This is a genomic window from Pseudomonas poae, assembly GCA_028869255.1.
Lineage (GTDB): Bacteria > Pseudomonadota > Gammaproteobacteria > Pseudomonadales > Pseudomonadaceae > Aquipseudomonas > Aquipseudomonas poae_C.
In genome coordinates, this window is record CP110972.1 from 1125666 (window position 1) to 1137464 (window position 11799).

An 11799-nucleotide genomic window follows, 5' to 3' on the forward strand; every position below is an offset into this window, starting at 1 on the left:
ATCCGTCCGTAGGCTCAAACGTGCCATTTACCTGGGTTGATTGGGCGATTGTTGCAATCGTCGCCATCTCCGCTTTGATCAGTCTTAGCCGCGGCTTCGTAAAAGAAGCACTGTCGTTGCTGACCTGGATCATCGCAGGAGTCGTAGCCTGGATGTTCGGTGGTTCACTGTCTGTCTACCTGGCCGGATACATCGAGACACCTTCGGCTCGCGTCATCGCGGGCTGCGCCATCATGTTCATCGCCACGCTGCTGGTGGGGGCAATGGTCAATTATCTTATTGGCGAATTGATACGTGTCACCGGCCTCTCCGGGACCGATCGATTTCTCGGCATGGCCTTTGGCGCCGCACGGGGTGCGTTGCTGGTGGTCGTGGCGGTCGGGCTGTTGAGCCTGGGGCCGGTACAGCAGGATTCGTGGTGGCAGGAGTCGATACTCGTGCCAAAATTTCTATTAGTTGCAGATTGGTCCAAAAACCTCATTTTGGGGTGGAGCAGTCAGTGGCTGGCCAGCGGAATCAGCGTACCCGCTGATCTTCCGTTCAAGGAACACCTCTTGCCGGCCAAAACGCCTCAGTAAGCTGTGTTCAGTCAAGATTCATTAAGTAGGGGTTGCGTCGCATGTGTGGCATCGTCGGTATCGTCGGTAAGTCGAACGTCAATCAGGCGCTGTATGACGCGCTAACCGTCCTCCAGCACCGCGGCCAGGACGCTGCCGGTATTGTGACCAGCCATGACGGCCGGTTATTCCTGCGCAAGGACAATGGCCTGGTGCGTGACGTGTTCCATCAGCGTCACATGCAGCGCCTCGTCGGGCACATGGGCATTGGCCATGTGCGTTACCCGACTGCCGGTAGCTCGACTTCGGCCGAAGCTCAACCGTTTTACGTCAACTCGCCTTACGGCATCACCCTGGCGCACAACGGCAACCTGACCAACGTTGAACAGCTGGCCAAGGAGATTTACGAATCTGACCTGCGCCACGTCAACACCAGCTCCGACTCGGAAGTGCTGCTCAACGTGTTCGCCCACGAACTGGCCCAGCGCGGCAAGTTGCAGCCAACCGAAGAAGACGTGTTTGCTGCCGTGACTGACGTGCACAACCGTTGCGTCGGTGGTTACGCGGTCGTGGCCATGGTCACCGGTTATGGCATCGTCGGTTTCCGCGACCCGCACGGCATTCGTCCGATCGTGTTCGGCCAGCGTCATACCGACGAAGGCGTCGAGTACATGATCGCGTCCGAAAGCGTGTCCCTGGACGTGCTGGGCTTCACCCTGATCCGCGACCTCGCGCCGGGCGAAGCGGTGTACATCACCGAAGACGGCAAGCTGCACACCCGTCAGTGCGCCGTGGCGCCGAAACTCACCCCGTGCATCTTCGAACACGTCTACCTGGCGCGTCCGGATTCGATCATCGACGGTGTTTCGGTGTACAAGGCGCGCCTGCGCATGGGCGAGAAGCTGGCCGAGAAGATCCTGCGCGAGCGTCCTGAGCACGATATCGACGTGGTGATCCCGATCCCGGACACCAGCCGTACCGCTGCGCTGGAGCTGGCCAACCACTTGGGCGTCAAGTTCCGCGAAGGCTTCGTGAAGAACCGCTACATCGGCCGTACCTTCATCATGCCGGGCCAGGCGGCGCGCAAGAAGTCGGTGCGCCAGAAGCTCAACGCCATCGAGCTGGAATTTCGCGGCAAGAACGTGATGCTGGTGGATGACTCCATCGTGCGCGGCACCACCTGCAAGCAGATCATCCAGATGGCCCGTGAAGCCGGTGCGAAGAACGTGTACTTCTGCTCCGCCGCACCTGCCGTACGTTACCCGAACGTGTACGGTATCGACATGCCGAGCGCCCACGAACTGATCGCCCACAACCGCACGACCCAGGACGTGGCCGACCTGATCGGCGCCGACTGGCTGATCTATCAGGACCTGCCGGACCTGATCGAAGCGGTCGGCGGCGGCAAGATCAAGATCGACCAGTTCGACTGCGCCGTGTTCGACGGCAAGTACGTGACCGGTGACGTCGACGAGGCCTACCTGAACAAGATCGAGCAGGCGCGTAACGACTCGTCGAAGATCAAGACCCAGGCGGTCAGCGCGATCATCGATCTGTACAACAACTGAGTAAACACCGGCCCTGAGGGGCCGGTTTTGTATCTTAAATAAAGAATTGAGTAAGGAGTCGCAGCATGAGTCAGGAATGGGATGCCGGTCGGTTGGACAGCGACCTCGATGGCGTAGCTTTCGATACCCTGGCTGTGCGCGCCGGCCAGCACCGCACGCCGGAAGGCGAACACGGTGACCCGATGTTCTTCACCTCCAGCTATGTGTTCCGCACCGCCGCCGACGCCGCTGCGCGTTTTGCCGGTGAGGTGCCGGGCAACGTGTATTCGCGCTACACCAACCCGACCGTGCGTGCGTTTGAAGAGCGTATTGCGGCTCTTGAAGGCGCTGAGCAGGCCGTGGCCACGGCCACGGGCATGGCGGCGATCCTGGCAGTGGTGATGAGCCTGTGCAGCGCCGGCGACCATGTGCTGGTGTCGCGCAGTGTGTTCGGTTCCACCATTAGCCTGTTCGAGAAGTACTTCAAGCGTTTTGGTATCGAAGTGGACTATGTGCCGCTGGCGGACCTCTCCGGCTGGGATGCGGCGATCAAGGCCAATACCCGGTTGCTGTTTGTCGAGTCGCCGTCCAACCCGCTGGCCGAGCTGGTGGATATCGCCGCATTGTCCGAAGTGGCCCACGCCAAGGGCGCGATGCTGGTGGTCGACAACTGCTTCTGCACGCCTGCGCTGCAGCAGCCGTTGAAGCTGGGGGCAGACATCGTTGTGCACTCGGCGACCAAGTTCATCGACGGCCAGGGCCGTTGCATGGGCGGCGTGGTTGCTGGCCGTAGCGAGCAAATGAAAGAAGTGGTGGGTTTCCTGCGCACCGCCGGCCCGACCCTAAGCCCGTTCAACGCGTGGATCTTCCTCAAGGGCCTGGAAACCCTGAGCCTGCGCATGAAGGCCCACTGCGCCAACGCCCAGGCGTTGGCTGAGTGGCTGGAGCAGCAGGAGGGTATCGAGAAGGTGCACTACGCCGGTCTCAAGAGCCATCCGCAGCACGAATTGGCCCAGCGCCAGCAACGGGGTTTCGGCGCCGTGGTGAGCTTTGAAGTGAAGGGCGGCAAGGAGGGCGCGTGGCGCTTTATCGACGCGACGCGGCTGATTTCGATCACTGCCAACCTGGGTGACAGCAAGACCACCATCACGCATCCGAGCACCACCTCCCACGGGCGCCTGGCGCCACAGGAGCGTGAAGCCGCGGGCATTCGCGACAGCCTGATCCGCATCGCAGTGGGCCTGGAAGATGTCGCCGACTTGCAAGCTGACCTGGCTCGCGGGTTGGCAGCCTTGTGATCGAGTGGTCCATGGAAGCGGCGGCCGCCAGTAACGGGCGTGTCGCGTTGGTGACGGGCGCGGCCCGGGGCATTGGCCTCGGGATTGCTGCGTGGTTGATCAGCGAAGGCTGGCAAGTGGTGTTGACCGACCTGGACCGCGAGCGCGGCTCCAAGGTGTCCAAGGTGCTGGGTGACAACGCCTGGTTTATCACCATGGATGTGGCGGACGAGAAGCAAGTCGCCCAAGGCGTTGCCGAGGTATTGGGGCAATTTGGCCGCCTGGATGCGTTGGTGTGCAACGCGGCGGTGGCCGACCCGCGCAATATCACCCTAGAAAGCCTCGACCTGGCTTACTGGAATCGTGTGTTGGCGGTGAACCTCAGCGGGCCGATGTTGCTGGCCAAGCACTGTGCGCCGTACTTGCGCGCCCACGGTGGGGCGATCGTCAACCTGGCGTCGACCCGGGCCCGACAATCGGAGCCTGACACCGAAGCCTATGCGGCGAGTAAGGGCGGTTTGCTGGCCCTGACTCACGCGTTGGCGATCAGCCTTGGGCCGGAGGTGCGGGTCAATGCCGTGAGCCCAGGCTGGATCGATGCGCGTGACCCTGCTGCGCGGCGTGCCGAGCCACTGACCGATGCCGATCATGCCCAGCACCCGGCGGGCCGGGTGGGTACGGTGGAGGACGTGGCAGCGATGGTGGCGTGGTTGCTGTCGCGCCAGGCCGGGTTTGTCACCGGGCAGGAGTTCGTGGTGGACGGCGGCATGAGCAAGAAGATGATTTACAGCGAGTAGGGCGGGCCGGCGACTTGAAGCAATTTTGTCTTTTTCAGAAAAACTTCAAGCAGGCTATTGACTTAGGTCCGCTACCTGCGTAAATTTCGCGGCCTCAACGAAGCAAAGGGTGATTAGCTCAGCTGGGAGAGCATCTGCCTTACAAGCAGAGGGTCGGCGGTTCGATCCCGTCATCACCCACCACTTCTTGAGAGTTTTGCCTTGGGGCAAGACGCAACGTTAAAGGTTGCACCGACGCGCAGCGGTAGTTCAGTCGGTTAGAATACCGGCCTGTCACGCCGGGGGTCGCGGGTTCGAGTCCCGTCCGCTGCGCCATATTTTCCAGGTTCGATTCGTCGGGCCTGAGATCGAACAGCCAAGGCTGGTTGATCAGATGTTTAAAGGCGGTTGAGAGTTTAGGCTCAGCCGGTCAAGCGATACGCAGCGGTAGTTCAGTCGGTTAGAATACCGGCCTGTCACGCCGGGGGTCGCGGGTTCGAGTCCCGTCCGCTGCGCCATATCTGCCTCAAGGCCCACTGAACGCCTTGGAGCACAAAGAAAGCCACTGGCTACTTTGATCCGATAGCAAAGACCCTGGTCGAAAGACCGGGGTTTTTTGTGTCTGCGATTTGGCAAGTGGTTGGAAGAGCCGGCGAGCCGGCTCTCAGTGCGTTGTCAGAATCCCAACTTATCCCGCAGCCCGTAATACCAGGCCCCCAGCGCCGCAAACGGCGTGCGCAGCAGTTGCCCGCCAGGGAACGGATAGTGCGGCAGGTCGGCAAACGCATCAAAACGCTCAGCCTGGCCTCTTAACGCCTCCGCCAGTACTTTGCCCGCCAGGTGCGTGTACGTCACGCCATGGCCGCTGCAGCCCTGTGAGTAATAGATATTGTCGCCGAGGCGACCCACCTGCGGCAGACGCGACAAGGTCAGCAGGAAGTTTCCGGTCCAGGCGTAGTCGATTTTCACATCCTTGAGCTGCGGGAACGCCTTGAGCATCTTCGGCCGGATAATCGCCTCGATATTGGCCGGGTCGCGCGCGCCATACACCACGCCGCCGCCGAAGATCAGACGCTTGTCGCTGGTGAGGCGGTAGTAGTCCAGCAGGTAGTTGCAGTCTTCGACGCAGTAATCCTGCGGCAGCAGCGACTTCGCCAGTTCATCCCCCAGCGGGGCGGTGGTGATGACCTGGGTGCCGCATGGCATCGATTTGGCCGCGAGCTCCGGCACCAGGTTGCTCAGGTACGCGTTGCCCGCGACGATGATGAACTTGGCCCTGACTTTGCCCTCGGCGGTGTGCACCACCGGGTTGGCGCCGCGCTCGATGCGCACCGCCGCCGACTGCTCATAGATAGTGCCGCCCAGGGACTCCACCGCCGCCGCTTCGCCCAGCGCCAGGTTGAGCGGGTGGATATGGCCGCCACTCATGTCCAGCAGGCCGCCCACGTAGTTGTCACACGCCACCACCTCGCGGATACGGCGCTCGTCGAGCAACTCCAGCTGCGTATGGCCATAACGCTCCCAGAGGCGCTTCTGCGATTCCAGGTGGCCCATATGCTTGCTGTTGAGCGCGGCGAACACGCCGCCGTCCTTCAGGTCGCATTGGATCTGATATTTGGCGACCCGTTCACGAATGATCCTGCCGCCCTCGAACGCCATCTCCCCCAGCAACTGCGCCTGCTTGGGCCCAACGCTGCGCTCGATTACATCGATATCGCGGCTATAGCTGTTGACGATCTGCCCGCCATTGCGGCCAGAGGCGCCAAAGCCGACCTTGGCGGCTTCCAGCACCGTCACACGAAAACCGTTCTCCAGCAGGAACAGCGCGCTGGAAAGGCCGGTATAGCCGGCGCCAATCACGCACACATCGGTTTCGACCTCGCCCTGCAGTACGGGGCGCGGCGGAACTGCATTCGCAGATGCGGCGTAATACGACTGGGGGTAGGGGGTGTTCGCCATCCTGGAACCTCTGTTTTATATTTTTTACGAGTGCCCCGATCCTACCTGAGTTGAAAATTGCCTGCCAGCCACCCGCAAACTGCAGGTGGGCTGACCGCAAATAAATAATTCGCATATTCATAGGGTTAGCTGCAAAAAAGATGTTGACACCCCTCCGGAATTCCGTAGAATGCCGCCTCACAGCAGGCACGTAGCTCAGTTGGTTAGAGCACCACCTTGACATGGTGGGGGTCGTTGGTTCGAGTCCAATCGCGCCTACCAAACAAAATCCGCTCTGCTGGGCGGTCTAAAAGGGCTCACCGAAAGGTGGGCCCTTTTTGTTGTGCTGGTTTTCTATGGGGCGCAAAGAAATGAACGGCGGTGCCAGAATAGAAGAGCCCGCTCAGTGGCGGGCTCTTTGTGCAGGCTGAATGCTAGGCGCTAGTTACATTGATTTACCATCATGCGAAGCACTGACGCCTCGTAGTTTTGAAGCTGTTTGGATTCCCACTGCTATCTTTCTTGGGGCGCTATTCGAAAGTTTGATTTCATGGTCTTTAAGTTTATTTAAAGCCAGCCCCTAAGCTCTGCTTGAGTCGTCCGCAAAAATCCATATTTCCAGGTCGCCGGTGGGTTTTGCCAGTTGAACACTGAAAGTGCTTTAGCGCAGGCGGAGTGCAGTTCGGGATCTTCGAAGGCTTCAATGACTTCCATTATTTCATTTAGCTCTGAACGAACCAAATGCCCAAACTCTGGGCGAGGTCTCAGGATATTTTGCTGTTCCCTGCACAGTTGTTCGATGAAGAAGAAGCCGACAAAGTGTGACAGGTACGTTGTGTACACTTTCATGTGATCTTTATCCACTTCATCTTCTATCGCTGCCCCTATCTCAGCGATTGTCGCGCCCGTTGCCCTGGCCGATTCACGTATCAATCTCACCAAACCCAGGGATTGGTGATAGAAGGCAATACCCGCCGGAGCTTGTTTCAACAGCTTGTGAAACTCTTCATGCCGTTCGTTCAGTGTGAAACTGACTATCGGGGTGTTTACGAAGAGCGCAGGCAAATCCTTGAAAGCACCGAACAGCGTGAAGCTATGGGAGTACACCCTCGCGAATTGATTAAGGTCATGGCGCTGATGGTAGTTTGCTAAAGGCGCAGTTTTCCCGAGCAGGCATGGGAAGGTGGTCGTAGACGTTACAAACCCGAAGTCATAAAACAGATCTTCTCCCCGTTCGTAATAGACGGTCGGGCTTGTGGTTTGCAAGGGCACAAAGCTTTGTGAGGTTTTTTCTTTGTTGATTTTAGGGTTGAGTAGTATGAAGCCTACTGTTGAGTCACTGATGAGGTTCAGGATGTGCGCAACACCATCTTCTGCTATCTGGTCGTCATTTCCCAGAAGCCAGAAGTATTCGCTGTCCACGCACGACAAAGCATTCAGGAAGGCTGTTTCTGCGTTCCCACATTTTTTACTTTGCAGTGCGAATTTGAAATTTGGGTGTTTGGCATATTTGTTGGTGATCTCCGACAAGTCGTCTGTCGAAAAATCGTCAACAACCAGTATGCTGCATTGGTCAGCCGCTCGTGCTTTCTCGATTGAAGCAAAAGCACTTTCGAGCAATCGCGCCAGTGCTTCAGCGCGATTATAATTAGGGATTAGAAGGGTGATCTTGGAAGTCATAATCCCCGCCCTTTCGGCGAAGTACCGGAGAGAATACGTACACACCCGGTAATGCCATGATTTTTAAGTCCTCGCGCAACGCGGTAAATCACGCCTCCCATGCCTCGCGCACGTAACGTATCAATAAACAATACTCGCGGAAGTTCGGCCAATTTTCTGGATCTTTCGGTTATTGGGGGAGGTGTGACATGCATAGTGAATTCATCATACCCACTCGTCGATGCCGCTGACGGCAGCGGTTGGTCAAAAAGCATGATTCGCGGTTTTAGCGGCAAATTGATTGTGCCGGCGTACGGCTCGGCGCTGGCCTGCGTTCGCCATTGTGCTCCGAGTGCTGCGATCTGCGACGGTATGCTGTTCAGGTAGCTGGCGATGTGTTCGGAGAACTGACCAACAGTTGCACGGGCGCGTTCGACGCCGCCATCCTCACCGAGCATGCACCAGCCAAACTGCCCCGTTTCGTTTGCGGCTAAGGGAGGCCCGGCGAAATATTTATTTTTCACAAAGACTGTAGGGCATCCGCACAGGATGGCTTCTATGGCAAGTGCGGTATCTTCATAGCAATAAAATACCTCCGAGCGCCAGAATAAATCCCGGACTTCGGCAGTAGTCATTTTGTCACTTCGCAAGATTTCAGTTGCCCCCGCAGGGACATTCTCAGGCGTTTCTCCGTGAATCCCTTTCAGTTTGCCAGCGTAGTAGCAACTGCCTTCACGCTTTGGCTGAGTGTCAGGAAGCCGCCAGAAGCTCAGGTCGACAGTGGGTACAAAAAGAACGTCGTCGATGCGCCGATGATCCGGGTACTCAGTTGTGCAGAACGCTGCAAGCGTTTTTGCATAAGCGACACCGAAATCTGCTTTCTCTGTGTATTTGGTATTTAATTTTCCCGGGTAGTTCAAGATGAACCGGCCGAAGAAGCTGGCTTTAAGCGGGTTATCAAATACTTCAGGGTACACCACGATAGGTGTCAGCTTACGCTGATGATAGTGGTCGACTATGTCTTGGGTCAGTGGCGGGACTATCATCCCGCCAGGGAATTCTGATTGCCCTTGCAGCGTGACGTAGCCAGGCAGGCTCCTGATAGGCACTTGTGCAGCAGGGTACTGCACTATATACGCCGATTCGCCCGCCAGGTTCAGGTAATGGCAAAGCAAATGCAGGGTGGTTACGCCTGCAGAGACCCTGGTATAAGGCGGGGTGACGATATAAAAAGGATTTTTTTCTACCGGGATAATTGATTTCATTATTTGTTGAACCGTTCAGTCTTATTGACTACAAGTTAGAATAAGCGAGCCATAAGTATGGCTCTATGCTGATCAGTCTCAGCGTGTTTTCTTGAGGGGAAGTTGAGTCAGCACGTAGTCGAGCAGTACATTCAGACTGTCCTCGTACGATTCTCCACCGGTATTCAGCGTTAACTCCGGACTCTCAGGGCGCTCGTAGGGCGCGCTTATACCGGTAAAATCGTGTAAATCGCCAGATCTTGCTTTCTTATAAAGCCCCTTGGGGTCGCGTGCTTCGCAGCAAGCGAGGTCAGCTGCGACGTAGACTTCATGGAACTCGCTGCCGATCAAATGCCGCGCCTTGGCGCGATCCTTGCGATAGGGCGAAATAAAGGCCGTGATGCAAATCAACCCGGCATCACTGAAAAGCGCTGCCACCTCAGCGACGCGGCGAATGTTTTCAGTCCGGTCTGCTGCGCTAAAACCAAGATTGGAGTTTAAACCTTTGCGGACGTTGTCACCATCCAGCACATAGCAACTAAAGCCCAGGCGAGTCAGCGCCGCTTCCAGCCCCATGGACAGCGTGGATTTTCCTGAAGCTGACAAGCCGGTTAACCAAAGAACGGCACCGCTATGGCCGTAATGAGCTTTGCGGTCGCTCTTGGTTAGGGCATGGGGGACGTGGGTTAGGTTGCCATTGTGCATTATAGGCCTTTGGTGCTTAAGGATTGAGTTCGATCCCGACGTGCGGTTCGGCGCTGCTAATTAGATCCGGATTAACAAAAAAATCGGCAACATACCATAGCTAATTTGCACTATTGAATAGCCTGAATGCTGTGGATCGCATTCAGGGTGGCGAGGTCCTGCGCGCCTTCTGAGCCTTTATACCGTAGTCCTCCCGCCATTAACTAAGCGGGAGGTTACGGGACCAGCAGGGCGTTTTTTTGAAAAGCTACCGCTGCCGAACAAGTCTAAGGATTGACCGAAAGGGGGCTGTAACTCGCCAGGATTTGGAGTGATGAAGTTGTTCGATGTGATCTTGAGCGTGAGTCAATTTTATCTGCAGTGTTTCAGCCAGCGTTTGAGCCTGGCTTGATTTTATCTGCAATGTTTCAGCAAGCGTTTGAGCTTGATTCAATTCCAAGTGCAGTTTTTCGGCATGGCTTTGAACGTTTTGCAGTTCATCGCTCGTATGCTGTAATGCCTGCTGAACAGCATTGAATTCGCGTTGCAGATGCTCAAAATCTTGGCTGATGATTTCCCGCTTGGACTGTTCCTCATGACCCCTGCGCTCTAATACGCGTTCGCGTGCGCTGGGTGCCTCGAGCATCTCAAGGAGCAAATATTCGTCTTCATTGGCTTTGCGCAGTATTGCTAAAGTCTCGGGGCGGATGTCAGGCTTGTTACTTGCATTTTTAACGTGAACCAGATCGGCGTCTGGATTAATGCTGAGTCCACTCAAATAAGCGACAGCCGAGATAGCGCGTTTTAGCTGAGGGTATCTTCCGATGTAAGCGAACTTCTCTCGGACAGCGGTGACGAGTTTGTGTCTCTGGCCTTCAGTAATATTACTTGGGCGGTAAGTTGGGGTGAATGTGCTCTGATCATTGATCAAGGCAGACCAAAATACATTGAAGTAGAAATTCTGGTAGTACGGGCACTTGGAAGCCGCGATTAATAACTCATCAGGGTCTACAGTTTCTTGCATGAACATAGTGTAAAGCGACTCTCCCAGCACCTCGCGATACCAGGTGAACTCGCCGCCATAAAATGAGAATTCCTCAGTAAGCTCGGCACCTTCCATCAGTAATTTTCGGATGTGGAACACTTCGGAAATGAAGCGGTCTACAGGATCTCGAATGATCGTGGCGTAATAGAGCGCTTCACTTGGAAGTGAATTGCCTATGTTTTGTCTCGTATGATGATGAATGAGTAGAGCGTCATCATTCCAGTTAATTTGACGGCCATCAGCATTCATTTTTTCAATTGCGTCAACCGTACTGAACGGGTTCTGGAAGGCCGCCCATGATTCATAATAGAGATCGATTACTTGATGGTTTTGACGAGTGGCAGCATTTGATAATGTATGCCAAAGGGTTGATCCGCCCGTCCTATGAATATGTAAGAAAATCAAATGCCTATATTCCAATCCGTGTTTTTATTTAGAAATGTATGCTAGTAAAAAAATTAGTCAAGCATTTGTGAGCATCGAATTGCCGGGCGGTCAGCAGAGGCTCACCGAAAAAACGGCGCTTTTTTGTTGTCTTGGATTTGTCACCGAATCACGCTCAAGTAATGGTCCGCCAGGCCGATACAGTCGTTACCTTCTCTTAATCGGATATTTGGCATGCTTATCAACATCAGCAATCCGGCCCCTGTGCTCAGCACTCCAAGCGTTGCCAGTTCGGTCGATACCACGACCCCGGACAGCACAAGCAGCACAAGCAGCGTGGCCGCTGACTCGAAGGCTGACGCGAAAGGTGCGGCCGGCGTAGGCGGCGGGGAACCAGCCTCATCCGTTACGAAAGAGTCCGATCGGGTCAAGGAGTTGAAAAAGCAGATCGCGCAATTGCAACAGCAGCTTCAAGACCAGCAGCAAGCGTTGCAAAAAGCCCAGTCCAGCAACCAAAGCGCAGATGCTAAAGCGGCGGCAGTCGCGGCCGCTCAATCGCAGATTACGAACACGGCAGCGGCATTGCAGACAGTGACGGCCGCTCTCTTGCAGGCAGTCACCTCCGAGGGGGGCAGCAGTTCGGGCTCAATCGTCAGCACCTCCGCTTGAGCTAGGCGCTGTGTTGATG

Annotated in this window: 10 protein-coding genes and 4 tRNA genes; 9 read left to right on the forward strand and 5 right to left on the reverse strand. The window is 56.1% G+C overall.

Annotated features, from left to right (window positions below; all coding sequences use genetic code 11):
* Nucleotides 1-20: 20 nt before the first annotated feature.
* From LRS56_05260 to LRS56_05290, 7 genes are all read left to right on the forward strand, one after another.
* On the forward strand, nt 21-578 hold the full coding sequence (locus LRS56_05260; protein ID WDU63933.1) for a CvpA family protein: 558 nt from the start codon (nt 21-23) through the stop codon (nt 576-578).
* Nucleotides 579-619: 41 nt separating this feature from the next.
* Nucleotides 620-2125: an amidophosphoribosyltransferase gene (gene purF / locus LRS56_05265; protein WDU63934.1), complete on the forward strand. Its 1506-nt coding sequence runs from the start codon at nt 620-622 to the stop codon at nt 2123-2125.
* A 65-nt stretch (nt 2126-2190) separates the two neighbouring features.
* A complete protein-coding gene (locus LRS56_05270) occupies nt 2191-3402 on the forward strand; it encodes an O-succinylhomoserine sulfhydrylase (protein ID WDU63935.1) in 1212 nt (403 codons plus the stop codon).
* A gap of 11 nt (nt 3403-3413) precedes the next feature.
* A complete protein-coding gene (locus tag LRS56_05275) occupies nt 3414-4178 on the forward strand; it encodes an SDR family oxidoreductase (GenBank protein ID WDU63936.1) in 765 nt (254 codons plus the stop codon).
* A 107-nt stretch (nt 4179-4285) separates the two neighbouring features.
* Nucleotides 4286-4361, forward strand: a tRNA-Val gene (locus tag LRS56_05280).
* Between the two features lie 55 nt (nt 4362-4416).
* A tRNA-Asp gene (locus LRS56_05285) sits at nt 4417-4493 on the forward strand.
* 105 nt (nt 4494-4598) lie between these two features.
* A tRNA-Asp gene (locus LRS56_05290) sits at nt 4599-4675 on the forward strand.
* Nucleotides 4676-4832: 157 nt separating this feature from the next.
* Here the strand turns inward: LRS56_05290 and LRS56_05295 are convergent.
* Entirely contained in the window at nt 4833-6116 is a 1284-nt protein-coding gene (locus tag LRS56_05295; GenBank protein WDU63937.1) for an FAD-binding oxidoreductase, read from the reverse strand.
* Between the two features lie 184 nt (nt 6117-6300).
* Between LRS56_05295 and LRS56_05300 the strand changes: the two genes are divergently transcribed.
* Nucleotides 6301-6377 (forward strand) — tRNA-Val (locus LRS56_05300).
* A gap of 285 nt (nt 6378-6662) precedes the next feature.
* Here LRS56_05300 and LRS56_05305 read toward each other — a convergent pair.
* From LRS56_05305 to LRS56_05320, 4 genes are all read right to left on the reverse strand, one after another.
* The gene (locus LRS56_05305; protein ID WDU63938.1) at nt 6663-7775 is read right to left on the reverse strand and encodes a glycosyltransferase family 2 protein; all 1113 of its coding nucleotides are present in this window, start codon (nt 7773-7775) and stop codon (nt 6663-6665) included.
* On the reverse strand, nt 7772-9019 hold the full coding sequence (locus LRS56_05310; protein WDU63939.1) for a hypothetical protein: 1248 nt from the start codon (nt 9017-9019) through the stop codon (nt 7772-7774). Before LRS56_05310 ends, LRS56_05305 begins: the two co-directional genes overlap by 4 nt.
* Nucleotides 9020-9097: 78 nt before the next feature.
* Nucleotides 9098-9703 carry an adenylyl-sulfate kinase gene (gene cysC, locus LRS56_05315; GenBank protein WDU63940.1) on the reverse strand — a complete coding sequence of 202 codons (606 nt, stop codon included), beginning with the start codon at nt 9701-9703 and terminating at the stop codon, nt 9098-9100.
* A 247-nt stretch (nt 9704-9950) separates the two neighbouring features.
* Complete coding sequence (locus LRS56_05320) at nt 9951-11132, reverse strand: hypothetical protein (protein WDU63941.1); 1182 nt, start codon at nt 11130-11132, stop codon at nt 9951-9953.
* A gap of 213 nt (nt 11133-11345) precedes the next feature.
* On the opposite strand from LRS56_05320, the gene LRS56_05325 reads away from it, so the two are divergent.
* The gene (locus LRS56_05325; GenBank protein ID WDU63942.1) at nt 11346-11780 is read left to right on the forward strand and encodes a hypothetical protein; all 435 of its coding nucleotides are present in this window, start codon (nt 11346-11348) and stop codon (nt 11778-11780) included.
* Nucleotides 11781-11799 lie beyond the last annotated feature (19 nt).

What these genes read in the sequence shown, in the direction of transcription:
- LRS56_05270 (WDU63935.1), top strand. Translation starts at nt 2,191, where the DNA reads ATGAGTCAGGAATGGGATGCCGGTCGGTTGGACAGCGACCTCGATGGC.
- LRS56_05310 (WDU63939.1), bottom strand. Translation starts at nt 9,019, where the DNA reads ATGAAATCAATTATCCCGGTAGAAAAAAATCCTTTTTATATCGTCACC.
- LRS56_05295 (WDU63937.1), bottom strand. Translation starts at nt 6,116, where the DNA reads ATGGCGAACACCCCCTACCCCCAGTCGTATTACGCCGCATCTGCGAAT.
- LRS56_05305 (WDU63938.1), bottom strand. Translation starts at nt 7,775, where the DNA reads ATGACTTCCAAGATCACCCTTCTAATCCCTAATTATAATCGCGCTGAA.
- cysC (WDU63940.1), bottom strand. Translation starts at nt 9,703, where the DNA reads ATGCACAATGGCAACCTAACCCACGTCCCCCATGCCCTAACCAAGAGC.
- LRS56_05325 (WDU63942.1), top strand. Translation starts at nt 11,346, where the DNA reads ATGCTTATCAACATCAGCAATCCGGCCCCTGTGCTCAGCACTCCAAGC.
- purF (WDU63934.1), top strand. Translation starts at nt 620, where the DNA reads ATGTGTGGCATCGTCGGTATCGTCGGTAAGTCGAACGTCAATCAGGCG.
- LRS56_05275 (WDU63936.1), top strand. Translation starts at nt 3,414, where the DNA reads ATGGAAGCGGCGGCCGCCAGTAACGGGCGTGTCGCGTTGGTGACGGGC.